Below are 25,054 nucleotides of genomic sequence, written 5' to 3'. Positions count from 1 at the left end.
TAATCCAATTATATATGAAACTAAAACATTTGCTTTTTCTTTCGACACTGCTCTCCCTGATGGCATGCAGTGACGATTCTCCCGCTACCCCCGACAGCCCTGAAACACCGGAACAGCCGGATATAACGAACAGTGTAGAAAAACTGGTTACAATGGACGTAAGCCAGACTTATCAGACGATTGCCGGTTTCGGAGCATCGGACTGCTGGGCTCCCTCCTTTGTAGGCAAATCGTGGACTTCGGGACGTGCAGGCATTACAGAACTGCTCTTCTCTTCGGAAATAGTGAACGGCAAGCCGAAAGGAATCGGTCTTTCCCAATGGCGAGTGAACCTTGGAGGCGGCAGTGCCCAGCAGGGAGATGCAAGCGGAATCGAGGACAAGTCGCGAAGAGCAGAGTCCTATCTGAAAGATGACCTGACACTGGACTGGAGCCGTTGCGAAGGCCAACGCTACTTCATGAGCCGTGCCAAGGAGTTGGGATGCGACAACTTCATCCTTTTCAGCAATACCCCCCCCGTGCAGTACACTTATAACGGAAAAGGTTTCTCCGTCCAAGGTGCTTCTTCCAACTTAAAGACAGAACACTACGATGACTTCGCCGGATACATGACTGAAGTAGCTGCTCATTACACAGGCGAGGGCTACAATGTGACTCACATCTCTCCTGTCAACGAGCCGCAATACAATTGGGACGGTGGTCAGGAGGGAAGTGGCTGGACCAATGACCAAGTGGCGAAATTAGTTCGTGAACTGGATGCTTCGCTAACAGCTTCCGGCTTATCTACCGATATTTTGCTTGGAGAATCCGGTGACTGGGAATATCTTTACAAGTCGAAAAGCGATGCCAACCGCAGCAATGTGATCAATGCTTTCTTCAGAGAAGGTTCTTCGGCTTATGTAGGCAACCTTCCACATGTGAAGAACCTGATTTGCGGACACAGCTATTGGACAGACGGCACGTGGGACGGAATGCGCAATGTGCGCAAACAAGTGGCGCAAGCTGCCGGACAATATGACCTTGAGGTGTGGCAAAGTGAGTGGAGCATGTTGGGAGACGGCTACAGTTCTTCCGAGTTTGTAGGCTATGAACAAGCCTCGGAGATGGATATCGCCTTCTATATGTCGAAAGTTATCCATAACGACCTTACTGTGGCGGGTGTCTCTTCCTGGAGTTATTGGACGTCGATGGATGTTTCCCGTTGGGGACATAAGAACCGCTTTCTCTTGATTTCATTGGTGCCTGCCGGTGGCGAGTATGGAGACATCGAACAGGAAGGTACATATCGGGCTACACCGACACTTTGGGTACTTGGTAACTACAGCCGCTTCATACGTCCGGGCTACAAGCGCATTGCACTTACGCTGAATGAGACGCGTAGCTTTTTCGGCTCTGCCTGGATTTCTCCGGAGAAAGACAAGATTGTGGCGGTCTATACAAATATGTCGGAAAGAAACGTCCGTCTGGGCGAAACGCATATCGGTTGGAACGAAGCTAAGTCTGTCACTACCTATACTACCACAGACAGCAAAAACTTGCAGGAGATCACAGTAGCAAGTGGCAGTCCGGTGGTGTTAGAATCGGGGAGTGTGACTACCGTTGTTTATAACCTCAAATAGATTGTTTTATATGAAGAATGCAATGTTTATGGTAGCCGTCTTCATGATGGCGCTTTTCTCTTCGGCTTCGTTGCGGGCGCAAGTCTCATTCGGCGATGCCGTGAAATTCAATGACGAATGGCTGTTCCTTCAGAAAGATGATTCCACAGCCATCCAAGTCTCTTATGACGACAGCGAGTGGCGTAAACTCAGGCTACCGCACGACTGGTCCATCGAGGGACAGCTATCACCCTCCCTGGCAAGTTGTACCGGTTACTTACCGGGAGGAATAGCCTGGTATCGTAAACATTTTAAGATCACAGATGATGCCGCGCGTCATTACATCTATTTCGAAGGAGTATACAACCGCAGTGAAGTTTATCTGAACGGTCACCTGCTTGGTAAACGCCCCAATGGTTACATCTCGTTCCTTTACGATATGACCCCGTATTTGAAAGAAGGTGACAATGTATTGAGCGTACGTGTAGACCATAGCCGTTATGCTGATTCCCGTTGGTATACAGGGTCGGGCATATATCGTGACGTATGGCTTATTGCTGCACCCGAAATACATCTTGCACAATGGGGCACAGGCTGGTATGCTACTTCTCTGACTGACCGACAGGCCACCATAGCCGTTGATATGGAAGTACAGAAACATATAGTTACCCGTGAGAAACTGGAACTCTCTGCTACACTATACGATGCTGCGGGCAAGCAAGTAGCACAACGCCGTACTCGCGTTTCCGACGGGAAAGAAGGTATCACCAAAGAAACCCTCACACTGAAAGTAACTAAACCCCACCGCTGGAACCTGAATGATCCCTACCTCTATACACTGAAAGCTGAATTACTCAGTAACGGAAAGCGCATTGACGGCTGTGAAACCAAAGTAGGACTCCGCACACTGGACTTTGACCCTAATAAAGGATTCGCACTTAACGGCAATTGGATGAAAGTCAAAGGTGTATGTCTGCACCACGATGCCGGTGTACTTGGCGCCGTAGTGCCGCCTGAAGTATGGGAACGCCGCCTGAATAATCTCAAAGAAATAGGTGTGAATGCCATCCGTATGAGCCATAACCCACATGCTCCCATCGTATACGACCTGTGCGACCAATTAGGTCTGCTTGTCATGGATGAAGCTTCTGATGAATGGGAATTTCCAAAACGTAAATGGATCAAAGGATGGAATAAAGGTGAACCGGGCTTTGATGGCTCTTTTGACTTCTTTGAAGAATGGATAGAGCAGGATGTAACCGATATGGTACGCCGTGACCGCAATCATCCCTCCATCTTCCTGTGGAGTATCGGCAATGAAGTAGATTATCCGAATGATCCCTATTCCCATCCTATTCTCGATGGAGCACAAATCAACCAACCTATGTTTGGCGGCTATAAGCCCGATGCACCCGACGCCATGCGTATCGGAGTGATAGCCAAACGCCTGGCAGCCCGCGTACGTGCTGTCGATACTTCTCGTCCTGTAACAGGAGCTCTGGCAGGTGTCGTGATGTCCAATGAAACAGAATATCCTGATGCTGTTGATGTAGTAGGATATAACTATACAGAAAACCGCTACGATGAAGATCATGCCACTTATCCCAAACGTGTCATTTACGGCAGTGAAAACGGTTCCGGCCTTGATGCCTGGTATGCAGTGAAGAACAAAGAATTTATCTTTGGACAATTCATCTGGACAGGTACGGATTATCTTGGTGAATCGGGAGCATGGCCTTCCCGAGGGCTCTACACCGGATTGCTCGATTTCGGTAGCTTCCCCAAGCCTCGCGGACATTTCCGTGCTTCACTGTGGAGTGAGAAGCCGGTTACTTATATCGGTACCTATCCCATACAAGCCAGATTCAAGAACTCCCAACGTACTTTCCTGTCACCCGATGCATGGGATATCTGGAACTATGATTCCGGTCAGGAGATACGCGTAGTTTGCTATACCAATGCACCACAAGCGCGTCTGTTGCTCAACGGGAAAGTAGTAGGCGACATGAAGCCCTATGACGAAAAGAGTGGTATCATATACTGGGATATTCCCTATCAGACAGGCGAACTGAAAGCTGAAGGTTGCGACACCAACGGAAATATTGTTTCAAGCTATTCGATTCAATCTTCCGGTCGTCCTTATGCCCTTCGGGTCAGTGCAGACCGCACTACTCTTTCCTACGACCGTGCCACGGTGCATCTCATTGTAGAAATCATTGACGAGAATGGCACAATCGTGAAGCTTGGAGACAATGATATCACTTGCACTATCGAAGGTCCGGCACACCTGTTAGGGCTCGAAGGTTCCGATAACAGGGATATGAGCGACTATACCGACAACCATCACCGTGCTTTCCACGGCCGTTTGCTTACTTATGTACAGACAACCGGTGAAAAAGGTCAGGTTCGTGTAAAGTTCACTTCACCGCTCCTGCAAGGAACAGAAGTTCTTTTGAATGTTGAATAACCTTTAATATATAAAACAGAAAATGATGAGATACAAAGTATTATTACTCGCTTTAGCAATAACTACTTCGTGTTCGCCACAAGCAAATATAAACTACCAGATTGTTCAGGAACAGCCCCTGCAAGTCATGGAGCATTTCAGTGCTTCGGATGCTTGGAGCATGCACATCATAGGCAAATGGCCCCAAGAGAAGCAAAACCAAGTGGCAGACTGGTTATTCAGTACAGAAAATGATGCTAATGGAAAGCCCATGGGAATCGGGCTTTCCCTGTGGCGCTTCAATGTAGGTGCGGGAAGTACCGAACAGGGCGAGGCGAGCCAGATAGGTTCTCCCTGGATGCGCACTGAATGTTTCTTACAGCCGGACGGAAGTTATAACTGGGACAAGCAGCAAGGCCAGCGCAATTTCCTACGGTTGGCAAAAGAACGGGGAGTCAATAAATTCCTGGCATTTTTGAACTCTCCCCCAGTCTACTTCACCCAAAACGGACTTGCTACCAATACCGGACGCAACGGTACACTTAACCTGAAAGATGAACATTATGAAGACTTCGCCCGCTTCCTGGCCAATGTGATAAAAGGAGTGGAGGAGAAGGATGGCATCAAGTTCGATTACCTTTCGCCTTTCAATGAACCGGACGGTCACTGGAACTGGATAGGTCCGAAACAAGAAGGTACCCCAGCCACCAAAAAAGAGATAGCACGTGCCGTACGCCTCATCAGTAAAGAGTTTGTGAAAGAAGACATCGATACGGAAATCACCATTTGCGAATCATCGGATTACCGCTGTATGTTCTCTACCCACATGACTAATCACGAACGCGGATACGAGATACAGTCTTTCTTCTCACCGGACAGTGTGGATACTTATCTGGGAAATACCCCGAACGTATCGCGCCTCATCGCAGGACATAGTTACTGGACAAATACACCGCTCAATAGCCTGAGAGATTACCGTCGCCAGTTGCGTGATACATTAGATAAATACAAGGTTAACTTCTGGCAAACGGAAACCTGCATCATGGGAAATGATGAAGAAATTGGTGGTGGTGGCGGGTTCGACCATACTATGAAGACAGCACTTTACGTAGCACGTATCATTCATCATGATATTGTTTACGCAGGGGCGCGTAGTTGGCAATGGTGGCGAGCCATAGGCGGTGACTACAAAGATGGATTGATACGTGAATACACGAATCCGGATTTGCAGGATGGAAGAGTAGAAGACTCTAAATTGATGTGGATCTTAGGGAACTACAGCCGTTTCATCCGCCCAGGCGCTGTACGCATGGCTATTACGGCAACTGATAAGTCCGGACAGATTGTTCCTGAAGGAGATACCAACCAGAAAGGTCTTATGTGTTCCGCCTATAGAAACACGAACGGGCAATGGGTGATGGTAGTCATCAACTATGCTGATCAGGAGCAAGAGTGCACGTTACGTGTGAATGACCCGAAAGTCAAGTCATGGCAAGGTTACCGTACATCCGATACACCAGGTGAAGACTTGCTGCCCATTAAAAAGCTGAACAAGAAACAACTGGCAGTTATCCCTGCACGTTCTGTCACTACTTTCGTTTCCGGGGATTGAGAAGAGTTACAAGCTACAAGCTACAAGTACCTTTCGACGTGACAGCACAGCCACTCGTAGTTTGTAGCTCGTAGCTCGTAACTTACCCGCAAACACTCGCGCGATGAATATCTACTACCGGGCTTACTTTATCCATTCTTCCTAACAGCGTTTCCGCATTATGGGCAACCTTGAAATTCATTTCCTCTTCATACAGCGGAATTACCTGATAGAAGTTCACCTCTTCACCATTAGGTAACCGGCAGACATCCGCACCTTTCTTCACAGTCTCAGGATTAATCAGCATCACACCGGAGAAGCGGGTGTTTTCGGCAAACGGTTCACCATTCGGCACTGTATGCCCCCAACCCAGCCAAGAGTCTTCTCCTATTGGCAGGCGGGCAAGTATCTTCAACCAACGCAACGGCCAATAATTCTTTTCCGAATGGTCATACACATTCCAATCGGCAGGAAGGTATATCACCAGCTCCGCACGCTCCAATTTATACTCCGCCAGTTCTTGGGGAACATTCATCCGATGAGCGCCCATACCACTAGTAATCAACGTATAGTAATTCCTCTTACGCGTGGGTTCGATAATATAGATATCCACATGAATATCGGGTGAGGCTATCTCATGGAAGACATTCTTCGATTTACCGAAATACTTGTCGATATGAGCTTCAAGGGCATCCATCTCTTCAGGATCATACATTTCAGGATCATAGGGCGATTCTCCGCTTTTACACAAATCAATGAATTCCTTCACATCGTCATCATCCGGATCCAACTCCAGAGAACGTTCAAAAGCCTTCTGTGCCTTTTCCAACTGATTCATATAATAATAAGCATATCCCAGACGATAGAACCAAAGTGCGTCTTTATCTTCTTCTTCTACAGTAAGAAGGCAATCAATAGCCTTGAGATACTCTTCCTGATTATTATAAGCGCGTGCCAGAAGACCTATTAACTCTGCATTCCACTCTTCTTCGGGAATTGCCAGAATGGCATCCACTATCTTCTGCTCCTCATCATCCGTATGCCATTGCTCTATCTGCTCGAGCAGTTTGTCATACTTATCTTCCTTGCTTGCAGTCAGATGTTCGACAAAGTCTGTAGAGAAAGCCATAGCTTCTTCTTTTCCTTCACACGAGATTGTGAAAAGGGTAAATTGATGTTCGGTGATAATCTGGCATTGGCACACATATTCACTGTCGCTTCCATCCTCTTCGCCACCCAGATCGTAAAGCCTGCATTTACCGTTATTGAAGAATTTCTCCTCAACCAGTACATTTTCATTATCTTCCAGATAGTTCACCTCATCATCAGGAATGGAATAAGCCAACGTACGCACCACATGCCAGTTTTCATCTACTCCATCATAATAACCACGGGAATCTTCTTCTTCAAAATAGAGGTAATGGCCCGGAAGGTCAAAACTAAGATTCCCCAGTTTATACGTTACTTTTCCCTTATGGTAGCCTATAGGGAACTCATGCACATAGTCCGGCAAGAAAGAAACATCTATCGGTTCTTGTTCCGCTAAACGACAAAGCAACAGGTAATCCTCTTTCGGGAAAGGAAGGGAATCATTCATTTCGACAGCTTTCTCCAGATTCCCAATAATAAAGGCATTGATTTCCTCATCTGCATCACTGCGGGCGGAAGGCATGAAATAGCAATCTTCCCACAGGGCACTCAAGGCAATATTTCGATAGAACTGGGCATCACGTTCTTCATTATTCCACATGAAGAACTCATTTGCCAGTGTTTCAATACCTTCGTTTTCTATTCGCTCCATGAAATGATGAGGATTAATACGTCCGAAAGGTGAAACAACTGTTCCTTTCACACCCTGAGGTATGTACTTATTATAGTCCCAACAGATGGCAGACATATCAGCTCCCTGCTCCATACGTTCGCAGCAAAGTTTCATAATGGCCTTTAGCCATGGATAGAAATGCTCGGAACGCATCCGCTCAAAGTCTCTGTGCTCGTAATACTCCGTATCATCCTCCACCTCAAAAGAAAGTTCGCTTTGCCGTATCAGTTCACAGGCAATTTCTGTAGCGTATTTGTGAAAACCCGCTCCCAGCAGATTAGTCTGACAATCGCCTGCAATGACTATCTCATCTCCTTCCGGTTCATAATTAAAGAATATATTTCCCAAACGACAAAGAGATAACTCAGAATAGTCCTCTGAATGGCTGGCAGATATATTGTTCCGGGCTGCAACCGCATCCAGAGATTCCTGAAAGGAAGAGATATTTTTGCACTTTGCTGTTAATCTGAAACCTATACTCATAATAGTAATATCTTAATAATTAACGATTTTATTATTTAATCCTCTGATTCGTCGTCCTCCGTTTCAAACAGCCTGTGCAAATCGCAGTCCTGACGAAAATCGGAGAGATAGAAGCGATATTGAGGATAATCCTTCAGGAAAGGGATTATCTTTTCCATAAATGCCGGCTTATCGAATAGCAAAAGGTCGATGTAACACGTACCTGTACCAACGGCACCACCTAATAAAAGTCCCAAGCCTTCCGGAGAAAGCAGTTCTTCTGAAAGGCGGTCTTCCAGTTCGTAGCGGAAATCCAGGGCTTTCTTTGCATCTCCTTCCTTTTCGTTCTCAAACGGGAAGGCAATGAACACAGCCTGTGCACCGAACCGGTTCAGTTGATCGAACAACTCAGTAGAACCGTTATAATAATTAGCTACCAAGGGTTGGAAGCATGAACTGCCTGCAACCACGTCAAAACGCAGTTCTTCGTTCTCCTGTGGCTCAAAACGATAGCTTGTATAGACTTGCTGCGGATTATCAAACACTTCCTTGTCGTGAGCTTTCAGAGTATCTACGATATATGTCCTCAACGCAGGAAGAGATATTGAGTCTTCAAGCGGAGCGTCGGCACGTTCCACATCGGCAATATACTGGTACGATAATCCCTCACCCAGCATAATTTCCATCATGATATAATAGGCATTGTAACTTTGAGCTTCTTCCAGCGAACACAGGTCTTTTTCATAAAAACGGATGCTGAAAGCATTGATATCTTCCTGATAGGTAACGGCTACCTTCACCTGATCCATAGCCACACTTACGCCATACATGCCAAATGAGAAACTCGAATCAGTACCTTGGTTGAAAGGGAAGAAGTGCCATTTGTCCTTGAATTGCTCAGGCAACTGCGACACAACGTAGGGATAGAGATAGAACAGGGAAGAATGACCTTCAACAGAGAAAGTAAATTCATAGTTCCCGCCCAGATTGAAGTGTACCTCTTCGTTTATCAGATCTGTTCCGGCCGTGATAAACTCCACCGCATTTTCACTATCCGACTTCCCACGGTTCTCAACGATCTGCGACAGTTTCTTTTCGTTATCAGTAAACCATTTCCAGAAGTTCTGTACACGTTTACGGAAAGGAATCTCAGTATGCTCGTCAGTATCTGTCCAAGCATCATTTTTCTCTTTTAATGTCTTATCCATTATTTATTGCCATTTAAGTTACCAATTCATAATCTCACTCATCCCCAAAGATAATGATAAGAGTTAAATAGCAAAAACATTCACATAACAATCAGAAATAAAAAAATAAATTCACCTCTACAAATGCTCTCAGAGCACTTACAGAGGCGAAAAAGCGTTTCTTTTAAATAAACCATTCTTCCCTTTTGACATTTTGTTTTTTTGCATATTCAGAATGCTTTCTTTGTGTACGGAAGGAAGGGAAAACGTAAATTCACAAGTGAAAATCCATAGTCAGCAGATTGATAAGCCGATACAAAAATACCAACAACTCTAAAAAAGCGAAAGTATCACCTAAAAATGCCTGAAACAGCCTCTTTCTGCCGGATATACAGATGGCTTGTGTCCGATATATAGATTGCTTGTATCCAATCTATATATCGGATGTGTTGCATCTATAGATACTGTATGCCAGATGTACAGATCCTACGTGTTGGGAATAGTGATTCAATGTATAAAAAGCGTATAAGTTATACATAGAATGCAGAAATAACGTATTTGTATGCATTAATTCAGAAGTAAATTCTCTATTCTCTGCTTTTATGAGGATACGCTTGTCAGTAAAAAAAGCATTTTAGCGACACTTATTTCAATATTTTGCAATCTTTCTGACATTGATTAAAAATTCGAATGTTCTATATTAAAGAAAACAGATAAAATTTCACCGAAATTCCTGCCCCGCTAACTTTATTTTGTACTTGCCAGCATCAAGGCAGCATTGCTATCGTTCAGTTCGTAAACTGTCTTTTCAACATTGCTGTCGTAAGCGTTGCTCTTAGAGTTCCAACGGGCGTAGTTTACTGCAATTTCATTGTTATTGTATTCTACATTCATTTTGAAGTAAGGAACCCAAGCTTCTTTTACGCTGTCCCACTTGGAAGCTTCCTTGCTGATTACGCGGTTTTCGTTATCGTAAGTGTAGGTGTAACGGAGATGGCGGAAAAGACGTCCGTCTTCGTTCTTGAAGATAGTCTTTGCGGTCATCAGTTCACCGGTCATCTCTTTATTCTTTACGTACTGGGTAGGATTGCTTGCACTTACAGAGAAGTTCATTACGCTTGCCATTACTACTACCATCATTACCACTGCTTCAGAAATTAAGTTCGTTTTCATAATCGTTATTTTTTTATTGTTATTACTTCTTGATTTTTAAAAGGAAGTCTTTGTTAACCGCCTTCGACTATATATAGTCAATTGCCGTACCAAAACAATAAAGCATTGACTATCAACAACTATTCATTTTCAGAGAGTGTTCATAAACGGACATGTGTCCGCACAAAAGCGGACAAATCAAGAATAGAAGAATATGAATCGTACAATTAATATTGCTGTATATACGTATCCAAACAATCCGTAGCCGATAATGCTAATTTCCCTTTTATACGTTGCTTTGCCTTCAGCACCGAACGGGGAGTTATATTGAAGAGAACTGCAATAGCCTTATTACCCAACCGGGCACGAACCAGGTAGCATAACTTCAATTCCTGCATACTCAGTCCATATGAAGATAACGTCTCCGACAGGCAATCACCATACAACATATCAATGACAGTAAACAGATTCGCCCACTCAGCCTCATCCCGGACAAGTCCGTAAGACGGATGCTGATGAAGACAAAGCAATTGCCCCATAGACACAAGTAGGGAAGGAGAACATTCAGCCAGTGCCGAGGCATTCTGATAGTCTTTCAGTTGTTTAGTCAGTTGTTTATTGCGGAATAACAGACAGGCATTCCAGTTATCATGATAGGTTTCCATATAATTCTCTCGTTTTTATGTTCCATATAATTTGCATTCTCAATGCCGCCTCACTCTTCCGATTCAACGTCATCAGAACATATAATACTACTCCCGGTATCCCAATTCTCCGCAATCTCCTCCACTTCCCTGCGCATCTCTTCAATAGCTGTAGAATAAACCTTGGGCTTCCGATTCAGCACATTCCATTTCATATCCCCGAACTTGTCTTTATCCCGATAGTCCGGCTCGGAATAAAGCTTAGCCAGCAGATAGTAAGGATAGATTCTACCCGGCAGGCGACTAACAGAAATAAGAAAAAAAGCCTCGGCACATTTATATTCATGTAACGCCTGGCAGTTCTTACCCATAATATTCAATATCATCGGATCATTGCTATACAACCGTGCCTGATCCAGATATTCAAAAGATTCGTCATAGCGACCGGATTTATGCAAGCTATGCCCATATTCAAACAAGAATGCACCCTTCTTCCTCAAAGACGGATAAAGCTTTTCATAAGCCCTGTTGGCAGCTTCGTAAGCCCCCGAGCGATAGAGTATTCTCGCATTCACCCAATCCCGGCAGGCATCTCTTTCTTGTGTCCATTTTTCCGCATAACCTCCGAACCACAACACCAGACAAACACACAAAACAAGATACTTGCCAATTACATCACCTATCCCACAGGCAAGAAGCAGACATATAGCAGTTACGATGAAAGCCGGAAGATGCAACGGATAGGAAGAAAAAGAAAATACAAGCAGGGAAATAAGAGCTCCACAGATACCATAACGGCGGAGCTTCACTCCTATCCAAAGACAACCAAAGATTACAAACAGCACCAGTATACACATAGCGACACCATACGTCAGGGCAACCTCCAGGTACTCATTAAATGCATATTCAGGACTTCCTGCCACACGTTCTTCCCAAGAAGCATAGTTCCCCGAGGCAAAATATAAACTCTGAGCCTCGCCATAAGCACAAGCGAATCCGGTAGGGCATCCCCACGGATGAGCAGCAATAGCCCGGCAAGTCATCTTCCACATGAACCGACGGCCCAATGCTGAATCGGGTTTCAAAAAGAACATTCCCGCAGCAGCCAACGACAGAATTAAAAATATCCCGGCTCCCCATAAAACATAACGCTTCTTGTAGCGACGCCACAATATACTCCATTTTCGTTTATCACGATGCATATATGCCACCCAAGCACAGCTTATTGCCGCAGCTACCCAAGCAGAACGGCTCATGGTAGAAGGCAATACACAAAGAATAAGCATACCCGACACGGCAGCCGCACCTTTTTCTATTTTATAGCGCGCAGGCATCCCCTTCCAGCCACAAATGCGCAGATACAAATGTAGACATACAGGCAGCACCATTGCCAGATAACCCGCATACGGACCGGGATTGAAAAAAGAACCTGTAAGTGCATAACGTGAATGACCGGAAACAGAAAATCCATAAAGCTGGCACAATCCCCACACTGCCTCAACACCCCCCAAAAGAACTAAACTCCACGCTACATAAGCATAAAAATGCCGGAACTCCAAAGCATCTTCCCTGTAAGCCTTTCCGAACAACTGCAGGAAAGAAGCAATAAGAATGCATCCGGAAGAAAACAACACAGCCTTTCCTAACCAAACCCATTGCCCAACAGTTTCTCCGGAAGGAAGTTCGGGAGTTGTCGCACAAGCAAGACTCTGTAAGGAACATATAGCCGCAAACAACAGTAAGACCATTACTGCTGTCTTTATTTTATAAGTTTGTATTTTTCCCATCTTCTTACATTAGCCAGCTCTTTTCTTTATCATCTCATTCTATCTTTTTAAATGTCCTATCCCATCGAACCTTACCCGCACCCCTATCCACCGACTTCCAGATCCGGACAACCTTACCCACAATAAAAGGTTCCGGAAGCAAGCCCCAATAACGGGAATCTTGAGAATTCATAACCTTATCGCCTGCAACGAAATAATAGTTCTCTTTAAAACGGTAAGTATGGATCACACTGTCGTTCAGGAAAACCGTATCACCATGCAGGAAAAGTTTCTTTTTCTGTTCCCATTCTATCGCATTCCGATATAGGACAGCATGTTTAGGATTCATCTCTATCTCATCTCCTTTTGCAGGAAGATAGAGAGGACCAAAACACACGATATTCCAGTTCACCAATCCATTATAAGGATACCCACTCATCACTATTCCATAATCTTTTTCCCTGCCATTTGCTACTATACGCATCAGTGCATCCTGTGACTCCACATTTCCCAACGACGTTTCACAACCACGCACCCGGTAGTGAGCCTTCTTGATCTCAAATGTATCCCCCGGCAAAGCCACGCATCGTTTTACATAGTAAGACATCAGGTTCAGTCCTATACTGTCCCATTGTGCAGGATAGGGAAAATTAAAAACCAACACATCATTCCGCCGTATCCTTCCCAATCCCGGCAGACGGGTAATCTTGACTTTTTTCCCTTCAAGAGCATCCCAAATATTAAAAATGCGTCCACCCATCACCCATTTATTCACCAAGATATTATCTCCGGCAAGCAAGGCGGGTTCCATTGAGTCGGAAGGAATTTTGAAAGTAGCGATACTGGTCACCTGAAGCAGTATCCATATCACCACTACTCCACAGGCTATCAGGAACAGGTTGAGGAGCTTATCGACAACCCAAGACACCCCCTTCTTTTTCTTACCAGAACTGTTGTTTTCCATTTTTATATTCAAATATACGTTCATCCTTTCCACGGGTGTGATCTTTCAAATAGAGCAATGCACCTTCAGGAACCTTATAAAGCAAAGAATCGGAATGAGGACGTACCCTGCCTGCTGATGTCCACTCACCGTTATTATAATAGAAAAGTTCATACTCATCGTCCGTACGAATGAAATTATCACGGTTGCGGGGAGTGAATACAATCTTTTCAATGCGTTGGGGAGCACCCAAATCAAGTCCCGACCAGCCCCCTGTAGGCCGGGCATAATCAAAGGAGGTATAAGGGTCTCCGTCGAACACGTTTGTGTACTCATGGGAACCGTCTAATCCATTACACCCCGGTGTACCGATAATCTTTCCTTTCAAGGGAACACTATCGGCAGCAGATGCATAGAAAGCAGCCTCCGAAATATTACAATAACTGTCTTTAGGACCATAGTAACGAACATAACGGTAAGACCGGGCACTATTTACCTGTGCAACATTCCAAAGCCGCTCGGGGAATTCCTTAATGATAAACAGCGTATCTTTCCTGTTGAAGTGAGGGTCGTTGCTACCTTCAAACACACCGTCTACCATTCGCCGGACAAAAGGTTCAAAGTAAAGCTCATATTTATGGAGCAGGGTAACTTCAACCTCCCTACCGCCCGAAGGGAAAAATCGTACTTCACCGCTCTCCCTATCAAGCAAGAAAGGGTCGCTTTGCGGACATATACTGCCGTTTTCATAAGTTCCCAAGCGGAAGATAACCTGTCCTTCCACATCTTCAAAGACAGCACCAAGTTGCTTGTCGTAGAGACACCATCCGATAGGAGCCCAGTCCATAAAGCTGGCAGAACAGAGATAGACCGGTTCGCCCTTCTTTAAAGGGCTGTAGAAGTTTTCGGGGCCAATCGTTAATGTGCGGTTCTTGCTCCCCGCATATATAGCAGTAACATCACGAAAACAGGGATAACGAAAAGAGGGATGTCTCTCTTCCGGTTTCTTACCCATAGCCAGGATCATCCCCCGGTTAACGCTGAACGTGCGGCGATAAACCTTTCCCTTGGGGTCCCAGTAATTATCGGGGCTATTCAATTCGGAAGTAGGGTCCAAAATGGAGCAACGATAGGAGTTGCCATCTTTGTCAAAGGCGGCATTCCAGTAATGGGGAACATTTTTATTTCCCCGCATCAACATGATTTCCTCGCTGCAAGGTAGGCCCAAAGCCCTGAAGACATACAGTTGCAAATCAGTGAAATTTACACAACTTCCCGAGCGCCAGTCCACTACTTTGGGACCGTAATGAGGACCAAATGAAAAAAGTTCGGTAAAATAGACCGGAGCCTTATGTAAGCTATCCATCAATACTTGAGAAACGTACTTCGGATCTTCGGCTTCCGGAAGTTCCCGAATGCCGTCCAACAATGGGTTATATTTATTATAGATTCTTTCACGCCAAGGTTCCAGCCTTTCATCGCCCACACGGTAAGGAAGGATAAACTCACAGAAATCGTCAAAAGAGACATTTTTCCCCCAAGGCTGTTCACGCCATACTTTGAAAGCCCATTCTATATTCTCAATCAGATAGGCCGGATCGATATAGATATCGCTCTTCGCTTCCAATCTATCCATATGAAAAGGGCCGCAAGCACGTTTAATGGAGTCCAACACTTTATCCGGATACATGGTACCTTTTCCATGAAGTTCAAAAAGCTTTAGGTAATCATTTAAAGCTTCACCTTCATAGCTATAGTGAAAAGGCAGATTTTCGATAAGAAAAACGGCAGCTCTATGCTTCAAGGGGTCATCTTGGAATTTATCAAGAACAACCTGCAATTTAGGATTGGCTGATAGAATATCTTCTAAGGAAGGACCAACCGAACTTTTAGTACAGGAAGCCAATATCAAAAAGGCACAGACTATTAATAGGATACCATGTTTCTGCATAAGTATTTCATTTATGTTATCTTATTCTGCATCACTGGTTATTCTCAAAATAACAGAAAAACAACCAACATAACATCATTTTTTAAAATAGTAAATAATCAAGAATGGATTTCCTTCCTCATTTATATTAGGAAGTTTTTCTCTTAGCCGCTTTATCTGTTCAGGATACTGAGACTCAAAATTATTATATTCATTTTTCCCTGTTACGAATACCTTCATCTCGGAAGCCTCGATTGAAGTATAAATAGCATTCTCATCTATTCCTACAATCTTACCAAATGGGAAGAAATACTTATCAGTGTAAGGGGTTAAATCTGCGACAAATGTTTCTTGAGTACTTTTGTTATAAAGCGCCAAACAGTACTGACCCTTAATAAGAAGTTTAATAATCAAGAAATTGTCAGTTTCTTGAAAATCATAAAAACGTTGAATATAGCGTTCAGGGGTTTCTCGTAGCACTCTTCGTACATCACCGTATTCAGTCAGATCCTGAGGCCATGATTTGTCACCAAAATCAATATAATACGTTTTTGATATCATATCTGTTCCTATAGAATAAACATTAAAATCCATAGGCTGAATAAAATAAGTCTTATCTTCATAATTAGAAAATACACTACCATTATCCAAAACCTTACTATCCCAAGTCTCATCTATTTCTAAAAATTCTCCTTTTATTTGTAAATCTTTAGATAAAGTGAATATGTTTTTAGGATGCTTTCCATCTTCAATGTAATTTCCCATATAACCAACATAACCATCTTCCAACTTAGAGAACTGTCTAAAATTTTTTGGCAAATATTCAACTTGCTTAAAGTTAGCACCTTCTAAATCATATTTTAATATTTTTCTATCCATACGACTGACTAAATTTAAAGTAGTATCCATAGAGTTGGTGAAAATATCCGTCAATTGTATATATTCTTCTGGTCCATTACCCACATTTGATATAAAATTTATAAGATTTCCCGAATTATCATAGATGAAAACAGAGTGAGTTTTATTCTTGTCCAATATATAAATTCTATCATATTTTTTAATTACCTTATTGATTTCACCAAGAATGACTTCCTCATTAGCTAAATTTACGATAGCAATATCAGATATTAATCCAACATCATGAATGTTTACATGCTGTTTATTCAAATCAAACTCAATTCTCTGCAAACTATTTTCATCAGTTTTATCTACAGTTGTACAACCTTGAGTCATTAGCAAAAAACAAAAAAATGAAAATATATATTTTACTTTTTTCATGCAATTATAATTATTGAAGGTGTGTCAAAATAAAGATTAGAACACAAATTACACGAATTACACAAACACTTTTATAATTCTGATAATCAATGCTTATCTGATTTATTATTTGCGTAATTAGTGTTCCTCTATTCAGTTTTAGCACACTCTCATAGTAAGAAATTAACGTATTGACTCACAATATCGAGCAGTACATTGTTCTTTTCCACCAATTTCACAGTGTGTTTTTCCACCAGATTGAGTGTATCGTGCATATCCATCAGCACCAACCTTAATCTTCATTCCTAAGATTGATACTTCTGAACCTACTGCACCTTGAACTTCATATGTGCAATCACCATCTGTTCTGATCCATTCTCCTGTTCCTGTATCTTCGGCTAATGCCAAAATTTCTATATTCAAGAGTGTTAGCGAAGAATCAATCTCATGTTTAGGACATTGATACATGTGAAAATCCGCAATAACAACGCCCAGTAAAATGGTACAACTTACCCCATTTTTTTTCTTCATAAAAACAAATTGATTTATAATTTTTATTATTAACTAAACATGACCTTTTTAATAAAATGCAAAATTTGCAATATTCAATTGCGATTTAGGTTTTCATATGACACCTCCTTCTTCTTTAGGTGGAAAATAAAAATAGAGTAACTTACTATAGAAAACTTACTTTTTTTTACTTTTCCACAATACCCTTTAAAATTAACTGTATACTTCCTTCTTTTATATTGCAAAAAACAGTCAGCTTCTTCCTGAAATATCCCAATGAGGGAGGTGTTATTTTTATCGTAATTTTTGTTTTCTTTCCAGGAGCTACGCAGCGATGCTCGTATTCTGGAATTGTACAACCACATGATGCTGAAATATCATTTAAAAATAATGGAAAGTTTCCTGTATTTTCTAATAAAAAATCGACTTTATATATTTGACCTATTTTTAATCCTTTTAATTCATTTCTTTTAATTTATTTAAACTTCATCACATAAACCACTGCTACTTGTTCAGAAATCCCATCTCGATACTGTTTTGGGAAATACTCCAAAGGATATTCATCGGTCATTATGGCTACCATCGCATTTGGCAAATTTGTAGATACAGGAATAGGACATATTGAATAATCAGGGAAATCCATTTTTGGCATTCCAAAAACTTCCACATTTTTTTTACCTTTCTCGTAAAGAGAACACACTGCAATATTATCCGAAGTAGACCATATAGAATATAAATAATTATCAGTATTTATTATAAAAGAGAGATATGCATATTTATCTTTTATTTCAGAGAGTGTTTCGACATTTCTGAAAGCAGACAAATCCTTCTCTTCAGATACCAAATGCAAAGTTTGTGCTAACTCATTTTTCTCTATATCATAAAGATAAAAAATGCCAGATATAGGATCCAATATATTCAATTTATTATCCATAGTAGTACTAATAGTATTCCAATCAGTATAACTATAAGGATAATTATTCTCATGAAATAATAATGTCTTTTCCTTATCCCCTTTCTCATTCATAAGCCAAATTTTACTTTCATTTTTATGCCCTTGTATGTCATGACACAAAAATTTCCCATTAGGTAAAGCTGCTATATCATCATAAACCAATTCAAATGTAGAAGAAATAGATTTAACATATTCTCCATCATGCGTATAGCAATGTATTTGCCTTATATTCAGGTCACTAATAAATACATATTGATTTCCTATAAAAAAATTATATAAACTAAGAAACTCCCCTGGACCTCCCCCTCTGTTTCCAATTCTATTCAAAAAAGTACCATCTTTCTTAAAACGGAACACATTACCTTGCTTCTTATCCACTACAAAAAGTGTTGAATCTGTAAACAGGACATCTGTAATTACTCCAAAAAAATAAGGGGTCGGAAGTTCTAATTTAATAGCATATATATCATATATAAAAGAAGATAGAGGAAATTGACTTTTTCGACAAGATAAATCTATCTGGATAAAATTATTATGTTCTAAGTGATTATTCCTAGAAGAGCAACTTAATATAGTTAATGCTCCAATAAATAATAAAATCTTAATTGATACATTTCTCATAATACAATTTTATTTGCAAAATTAATCGTGGAGAGCTAAGTTAGGATTAACAATATCCCTACTTAATTCTCCACAACACAATTTTAACAATTATCTAACCCCTTAGCACAACCACTAAATTTACTTGGATCAGGCTTACAGCACGGAATCTTAGTTGATAACATTTTTCCATCAAGTATACAATAAATCGTTTTTTCACCCAATTTACTATATGGAACTAATGTCTCATCTATGTCCCCATGCTCATCAGAACCAGCATAAGCGTCAATATTCTCCAACAATAAGTCAATATTTTTATTTTCCTTATGCGACGAGATAAATATTGCAGAAACAACAATTACTCCTATTAATAAAAATTTCGTTTTCATATTCCTATTCATTTAATAAATATTTTTTATACAACTCCCTTATGTGTCTATTTGTTATCGGATTTCCAACACAGATTATACGATTCTGCTGATCAAGTAAGAAAACATGAGAAGTATTTAATGGCATATTATTCAGTAATCTAATATCTTCATTATTATCCACACAAACAGGTATTGAAAATTCATGTAATTTCAAGATTGTATATAACTCTCTCTGATAGACAGGATTCATTATAAATATATAATTTACACCTAAAACTGTTGTATCTACATCTTGAATAAACCTCTGCCAATCATCTATTTTTAATCTACAACTGATACATTCTACATTTCCCAGAAGAATTAAAACTTTATATCGCCCTCCTCGGTAATCAAAAAAACATTTATCACGAGCATGTCGTTTAAAAGTCATTGAATCTGGGAATTGAATAGTCTTACCATACCATTGCTTGACATATTGTTCCTTTTTATTCACACAAGCAGATATCAGTGTTCCCAAAAATGAAACTATCAAAACTACATATAAATATTTCTCCAACTTTCTAAAATCCATAAGTCTTCTTTCAACAAATACAATCATATATTTTACACAAAAAAGATATCATGCTAGTTACTGCTTATGGTCCCATATTGCCCTCCCTTCTTTTATATTTAATGCGAATCAGTAATTAAAATCACTTGCTAATTCAGCTAGTTAAACTTTTATTATTCAATCAATTATCTCATATACATGCTTCTTCATATCCTCGAAAATCAGTATATCAGAAAAATAAAACCACTCATTATTCCAATTATGATTCCCAAGGAGAAATCAGCCTATTATCATATGATTTTATAACAAACTTTGCATGCACCAGAATCTGGTCTTGACGCTTGTATATTAATACAAAACAAATATAACAACTCGACATATATTTTAGTGGTTATCAATTAAACAAATATATATTACCCATAATGCCTTGCAAACTCTAAATATTACTTCAAATACATATCTTTGGAAAAATGAATGATATTATTTATTCCAGAAATAATTACAATACTTCGGTGTTTTTTTAACGAATTATTGTGAAATAATCAATCCACTGCATATTTCACCACCGGTTCATCACTATTCACATCCGTAGTAACAATTATTCCATTCAATTCATCTACCGATATACCATACACATAATGATCCAGCACATATTTCTTTATAGGTTCACCGCTCAGACTAAATACATATATATACCTCCCACCATCCGTCATATCACCTTTCTGCATTTTCCGCGAAATCTCTTCAAAAGTATCCCCTTGAAAAACGGCATAAATAGCAGTATCCGTCACCTGTATATCACTAAATCCCATAATTCCGGTAGGTATGCCATAGCCTTCCGCAACTTTAAATTCCGGTTCACCATGCAAACCAACACGAACTATATGGGTACTATCTTTCAAATTATAAATTTCGAGTACTTCTCCTAATTGAGTAACGGCAGCCAGAATCCCATTACGAGGATTATAATCAATGAAACTGCGCCATGCCTGCGCCAATGCCGGGCGAGCATGTTTTAAAGCCTCCTCATTCGTAGTGGGAATAATCCCCATTTTATGCAATAACCTACCCTTTCGATCCACCCAGCAAAAACGACTTTCTCCTGAATAATCAGGAATGATAAAAGTAGAGTCATCATAAATCACAAAATCCAGCCCTCGAAGTATCTCCTTATCCAAGCTCACTGCCTCTTCACGAAGTAATGAGTCATTGGATAAAGCCAAACCAAACCGAGTTAATTTTAAACCATTTGCATCCAATACCCACAACGAATTTCCATTCCATCGGATATTTTCAACAGAAAGCATCTCCTCTGGCGAATCTCCACGCTTACCTAAAGAAGTAATGTAAGAAAGATCAGGATAGTGGAACAAATGAATAAAATGATCCATACCATGCAGATCCATTATTGCTACAGTATCTCCTTGCATCTTTATCCGGAAAGGAAAACGAAATACGGCTGTATCCATAGGCAAAATACATGCAATCAGATTTTCCGTTTCCGGAAAATCCGTATACGGTATTCCCTTATGCACGGGTACAGAAGTACATGCAAGAAAGGAAAACAGAAACAATATGTTAATAAGGTACTTCAAGGCTGTAACCAATCATGACAAACTTTGTCTTTCCGCCTAAAGGACAGTCTACTGTTCCTGTACCTATACATTGTATTGGCACATAATCCTCGCCAGCAGCTAAAGCCTCTATATTCATTAAGAATAAATCATTTTGCGCCTTCTCCGGCTTAGCCATATAGGAAACCAGAGCAATTAACACAAACAGCACACCAAGTATCCAAGATTTTCTTTTCATACAATATTAAAATTAGTATTAGATATTTAAATCATATCTGTTTCGGAGACGAAAGTAGCAATCAAGAAAATCCGTTCCAATAAATCTGACTGACAAACACTGACAAAGCCTCATTTATCAGAATTTGTCAGTTTCTCCCAGAATTTGTCAGCCATATACGATCCGTGTTTTTAGTCATTAGTCAAAGCATTTTTTCCGATGAAATGGGGGATTATCAGATGATAGGCATCCTTTTTGAATTTTATCTGAAGGGATGTCAACTCACCGAGTATTTTTCGTAAACGACGGATAAGCGTATGTATTCTTTCCTGGGTTCCGCTACCATCCGGCCATAAAGTCCCACTAATTAGCAACGTAGAAAGAGTGCATCCTTCTGCCTGAAGAAACATTTCCAATAAAATTGCCGTTTGGGGAGTAAGCTTTACTACTTGCTCCTGTTTTATCAATTCCATTCGCTCCACATAAAAAAAAGTATGCTCCTCCAACTGATAAACAGGTGATTGCTCTGCCGCCATCACTATAACGGGGAGACCTTCTTGTTCGACTTCCTCAATCTGCCTATTCTTTCTATAGCAATATACTTTTCCAAAAATGAAAAATAACAATTCAATACCTGCACAAACACCTCCTATGGCAAGCAAACGCCAGTCACTAAACAGCCACCACCACTCGCAAGAAGCATAACCGGTAGCTTCCACCTCACAACGATATCCCATATAATAAGAAAAAAGGCTGTCAGTCCGGGAGAACTTCTGCACGTTTTTGGAAAAAGCAGAAGAGGGCTGCTCCTGAAAATCAAAAACAGTAATACGGGTATGGGTTTTCAGAAATATATCAGATTCTTTCAACAACTTGTTCCAGGTTCCATGCAATGAGTCCGCATCTAAGGGAGATTCATCCAAGAGTGCAGTAAGAAGTCCGCGCTGTATACCTCCTTTCACAAGGCTATTCTCAAATTTAAAACATGGGATTTCATATTTTCTTTTGCCTGAATCCAATTCAATCTCTACTGTCCCGGGATTTACCTCTTCTAAAGCAGGCGTGGCTTTCCAATTGCTTATATAGGAAATTGAGAGAGTATCTCTTTTTTGCAACTCCTGCAATAATGCTGTTTTAAATATGACACGTGCTTGCTCATTCCATTTTTGACGAACCAGAAAGATTCCGATTCCCATAACCAACGAATACATAAGCAGTCTTACCCATAGTATCTTTTTGCATTTTATTTTCATCATTCTTCCCGCTCCATTTTTAGTAGCTGTTTCTCAATTACAAAAGTAGGGATTCATACACTTAAAGAAGAAAAGCAATGTTACAGAAACTTTCGTTCACGTTTCATCATTACCAATTTATAGCTAAAAAAAACCTTATCCGGGCTATATCCGGGATGCACTTGCTCCGTACCTTCTCCACTCACAGGTACCTCTGAGCGAAGAAACCACGGCCTTGGTACGGAGCAAGTGCATCCCGGGTATAATGCGGACAAAACAGAACCCATCGGAAAAGGCAAAATAATTATCTACGCAAAACGACGCAAATTAACGCAAAAATCACATGGACCGGATGGATGAGAATCTTTTTCCATATATTTGCGCAATCAGAAAAACAAGTAATTAAAAACACGATAGTATGGGAATTATCAACCAAGGCATTCTCGGAGGTTTCTCCGGCAAAGTGGGACCGATAGTCGGTTTTCGCTGGAAATCAAACTACTATATCCGTGCACGCGCCGCCAAAGTCAGCAATCCGCGCACCCCCCGGCAACAAGAGCAACGGGGCAAGTTTGCCACGGCATTCAACTTCCTGAAAACGATGAAACCTTTCATACGCATGGGTTATAAAGAGTTTACGCAAGATAAATCCGCATTCAACGCCGCCATGTCCTACACGCTGAAAAGAGCCGTGACAGGTAGCGGAAGAGACATCACGATTGACTTCAACCGGGCGCTGGTGTCTATGGGAACGCTAATGCCCGTATTCGAAGGTACAGCCATGCAAGAGAGGGATAAAATGAGTTTCAACTGGCAGAATAACAGTGGTACGGGAAATGCGGAGGACACCGATATAGCCATGCTGTTGGTGTACAACAAAGATAAAGAAATGGCTGTCTACGACACCGGGGCCGCATTACGTTCCGGCAAGCATGCAGAACTCCCTCTCCCGGATAGTTGGCAGGATGATGAACTGGTTGCCTATCTCAGTTTTCGCAATGCCGATGGAGACAGTGTGGCCAATAGCATTTGTCTACCGATTTCAATAGCCGAAGTACCGGAGGGCGAGGCAGAAATACAGGCAGAATCTACTGATACAACCTATGAAAAGCCCCTGCCCATCAAGAAAGCAAAGCTTCAGCCACATATAGCCGTGCATTTGTCTTCTGCTCCTCCCAACAATATTGGGACATGCAGGTGCGAAACCTGAGCGGATACCCCGGCGACCTGACAACAAAAAAGCCGGATACCAGAGAAATGCGTTCTCTGTATCCGGCTCCCGATAGTGCCTATACTTTTATTTTGTACTTGCCAGCATCAAAGTTGCGTCAGCATCGTTCAATGCGTAAACGCTCTTTTGGATGTTGCTGTCGTAAGCATTGCTCTTAGAATTCCAACGGGCGTAGTTTACTGCAATTTCATTGTTACTGTACTCTACATTCATTTTGAAGTAAGGAACCCAGGCTTCTTTTACGCTGTCCCACTTGGAAGCTTCCTTGCTGATTACGCGGTTTTCGTTATCGTAAGTATACGTGTAACGGAGGTGGCGGAACAAGTGACCGTCTTCGTTCTTGAAGATGGTCTTCGCGGTCATTAGTTCACCGGTCATCTCTTCATTCTTTACATACTGGGTAGGATTGCTTGCACTTGCAGAGAAATTCATTACGCTTGCCATTACCACTACCATCATTACCACTGCTTTAGAAATTAAGTTCGTTTTCATAATCGTTATTTTTTTATCGTTATTACTTCTTGATTTTTGAAAGGAAGTCTTTGTCAACCGCCTTCGACTATATATAGTCAATTGCCGTGCCAAAACAATAAAACACTGATTATCAACGATTATATATTTTCAGAGAGTGTTCGTAAACGGACAAGTGTCCGCACAAAAGCGAACGCTACAGGAAACAAACAAGAAAATGAGAAAACCTTTGTTTAAAGTAAAAATTCCTCTACCTTTGCTTGAAACTACTATAATAATGGAATTACAAGTTATTCAAAATAAAATATATGAGTTCAGAGGTCAAAAGATAATGTTTGACTTTGATCTGGCTCAACTTTATGGAGTTGAAACAGCTCAACTAAAACGCTCGGTTAAGCGCAATATGGAACGTTTTGAAGGAGAAGATTTCATGTTCGAAGTCACAAGAGAAGAACTTGTAAATGTGTCAAAACTCTGGCACAACCTTTTTTATGCACAAAGCCCAGACTTTCGCAAGCCCGGGCTTTGCTATTCCCCAAAGTTTT

Annotated in this window: 21 protein-coding genes and 1 pseudogene; 5 read left to right on the top strand and 17 right to left on the bottom strand. The window is 41.3% G+C overall.

Annotated features, from left to right (window positions below):
• Window positions 1–14 precede the first annotated feature (14 nt).
• The 3 genes from BACINT_RS05470 to BACINT_RS05460 are packed head-to-tail and all read left to right on the top strand — an operon-like array spanning window position 15 to window position 5,656.
• Window positions 15–1,619, top strand: coding sequence for a glycoside hydrolase (locus tag BACINT_RS05470; protein WP_007661221.1), 1,605 nt, complete (start codon window positions 15–17; stop codon window positions 1,617–1,619).
• Between the two features lie 10 nt (window positions 1,620–1,629).
• Window positions 1,630–4,065 (top strand): sugar-binding domain-containing protein, encoded by a 2,436-nt coding sequence (locus tag BACINT_RS05465; RefSeq protein ID WP_007661220.1) that lies wholly within the window; start codon window positions 1,630–1,632, stop codon window positions 4,063–4,065.
• Window positions 4,066–4,090: 25 nt separating this feature from the next.
• Window positions 4,091–5,656 (top strand): glycoside hydrolase, encoded by a 1,566-nt coding sequence (locus tag BACINT_RS05460; protein ID WP_044154887.1) that lies wholly within the window; start codon window positions 4,091–4,093, stop codon window positions 5,654–5,656.
• 82 nt (window positions 5,657–5,738) lie between these two features.
• Here the strand turns inward: BACINT_RS05460 and BACINT_RS05455 are convergent, their stop codons facing one another.
• From BACINT_RS05455 to BACINT_RS05380, 16 genes are all read right to left on the bottom strand, one after another.
• The gene (locus BACINT_RS05455) at window positions 5,739–7,940 is read right to left on the bottom strand and encodes a suppressor of fused domain protein (protein WP_007661218.1); all 2,202 of its coding nucleotides are present in this window, start codon (window positions 7,938–7,940) and stop codon (window positions 5,739–5,741) included.
• Between the two features lie 35 nt (window positions 7,941–7,975).
• A complete protein-coding gene (locus tag BACINT_RS05450) occupies window positions 7,976–9,127 on the bottom strand; it encodes a hypothetical protein (protein WP_007661217.1) in 1,152 nt (383 codons plus the stop codon).
• A gap of 726 nt (window positions 9,128–9,853) precedes the next feature.
• Window positions 9,854–10,279 (bottom strand): DUF3836 domain-containing protein, encoded by a 426-nt coding sequence (locus BACINT_RS05445; RefSeq protein WP_007661216.1) that lies wholly within the window; start codon window positions 10,277–10,279, stop codon window positions 9,854–9,856.
• A 206-nt stretch (window positions 10,280–10,485) separates the two neighbouring features.
• Entirely contained in the window at window positions 10,486–10,923 is a 438-nt protein-coding gene (locus tag BACINT_RS05440; RefSeq protein ID WP_007661215.1) for a helix-turn-helix transcriptional regulator, read from the bottom strand.
• Between the two features lie 50 nt (window positions 10,924–10,973).
• Complete coding sequence (locus BACINT_RS05435) at window positions 10,974–12,689, bottom strand: O-antigen ligase family protein (RefSeq protein WP_007661212.1); 1,716 nt, start codon at window positions 12,687–12,689, stop codon at window positions 10,974–10,976.
• A 34-nt stretch (window positions 12,690–12,723) separates the two neighbouring features.
• Window positions 12,724–13,632 (bottom strand): signal peptidase I, encoded by a 909-nt coding sequence (lepB, locus tag BACINT_RS05430; protein WP_044154886.1) that lies wholly within the window; start codon window positions 13,630–13,632, stop codon window positions 12,724–12,726.
• On the bottom strand, window positions 13,610–15,562 hold the full coding sequence (locus BACINT_RS05425) for a discoidin domain-containing protein (protein WP_007661209.1): 1,953 nt from the start codon (window positions 15,560–15,562) through the stop codon (window positions 13,610–13,612). Before BACINT_RS05425 ends, lepB begins: the two co-directional genes overlap by 23 nt.
• A 75-nt stretch (window positions 15,563–15,637) precedes the next feature.
• Window positions 15,638–16,819, bottom strand: coding sequence for a 6-bladed beta-propeller (locus BACINT_RS05420; RefSeq protein ID WP_007661208.1), 1,182 nt, complete (start codon window positions 16,817–16,819; stop codon window positions 15,638–15,640).
• A gap of 162 nt (window positions 16,820–16,981) precedes the next feature.
• Window positions 16,982–17,329: a hypothetical protein gene (locus BACINT_RS05415; protein ID WP_007661207.1), complete on the bottom strand. Its 348-nt coding sequence runs from the start codon at window positions 17,327–17,329 to the stop codon at window positions 16,982–16,984.
• Window positions 17,330–17,495: 166 nt separating this feature from the next.
• Window positions 17,496–17,753 (bottom strand): DUF1573 domain-containing protein, encoded by a 258-nt coding sequence (locus BACINT_RS23585; protein ID WP_394330156.1) that lies wholly within the window; start codon window positions 17,751–17,753, stop codon window positions 17,496–17,498.
• A gap of 30 nt (window positions 17,754–17,783) precedes the next feature.
• On the bottom strand, window positions 17,784–18,884 hold the full coding sequence (locus BACINT_RS05405; protein WP_007661204.1) for a 6-bladed beta-propeller: 1,101 nt from the start codon (window positions 18,882–18,884) through the stop codon (window positions 17,784–17,786).
• A gap of 83 nt (window positions 18,885–18,967) precedes the next feature.
• Window positions 18,968–19,252, bottom strand: coding sequence for a hypothetical protein (locus BACINT_RS05400; RefSeq protein WP_147331407.1), 285 nt, complete (start codon window positions 19,250–19,252; stop codon window positions 18,968–18,970).
• A 4-nt stretch (window positions 19,253–19,256) separates the two neighbouring features.
• On the bottom strand, window positions 19,257–19,832 hold the full coding sequence (locus BACINT_RS05395; RefSeq protein ID WP_007661202.1) for a hypothetical protein: 576 nt from the start codon (window positions 19,830–19,832) through the stop codon (window positions 19,257–19,259).
• 494 nt (window positions 19,833–20,326) lie between these two features.
• Window positions 20,327–21,379, bottom strand: a complete 1,053-nt coding sequence (locus tag BACINT_RS05390; RefSeq protein ID WP_195547466.1) for a BF3164 family lipoprotein — start codon at window positions 21,377–21,379, stop codon at window positions 20,327–20,329.
• Window positions 21,363–21,596 (bottom strand): NVEALA domain-containing protein, encoded by a 234-nt coding sequence (locus BACINT_RS05385; protein WP_007661200.1) that lies wholly within the window; start codon window positions 21,594–21,596, stop codon window positions 21,363–21,365. The genes BACINT_RS05390 and BACINT_RS05385 overlap by 17 nt, the downstream gene beginning before the upstream one ends.
• 170 nt (window positions 21,597–21,766) lie before the next feature.
• Window positions 21,767–22,831, bottom strand: a complete 1,065-nt coding sequence (locus BACINT_RS05380) for a winged helix-turn-helix domain-containing protein (protein ID WP_007661199.1) — start codon at window positions 22,829–22,831, stop codon at window positions 21,767–21,769.
• 394 nt (window positions 22,832–23,225) lie between these two features.
• On the opposite strand from BACINT_RS05380, the gene BACINT_RS05375 reads away from it, so the two are divergent.
• The gene (locus BACINT_RS05375; RefSeq protein WP_007661198.1) at window positions 23,226–24,017 is read left to right on the top strand and encodes a DUF6266 family protein; all 792 of its coding nucleotides are present in this window, start codon (window positions 23,226–23,228) and stop codon (window positions 24,015–24,017) included.
• Window positions 24,018–24,104: 87 nt separating this feature from the next.
• Here the strand turns inward: BACINT_RS05375 and BACINT_RS05370 are convergent, their stop codons facing one another.
• Window positions 24,105–24,530 carry a DUF3836 domain-containing protein gene (locus tag BACINT_RS05370; RefSeq protein ID WP_007661196.1) on the bottom strand — a complete coding sequence of 142 codons (426 nt, stop codon included), beginning with the start codon at window positions 24,528–24,530 and terminating at the stop codon, window positions 24,105–24,107.
• A gap of 256 nt (window positions 24,531–24,786) precedes the next feature.
• On the opposite strand from BACINT_RS05370, the pseudogene BACINT_RS24500 reads away from it, so the two are divergent.
• Window positions 24,787–24,963, top strand: a pseudogene (locus BACINT_RS24500) (ORF6N domain-containing protein); the annotation flags it as partial.
• Between the last annotated feature and the right edge of the window lie 91 nt (window positions 24,964–25,054).

The organism is Bacteroides intestinalis DSM 17393 (genome assembly GCF_000172175.1).
GTDB lineage: Bacteria > Bacteroidota > Bacteroidia > Bacteroidales > Bacteroidaceae > Bacteroides > Bacteroides intestinalis.
Note: the sequence above shows the minus strand (reverse complement) of the source record. Positions and strands in the feature narration are given on the sequence as shown.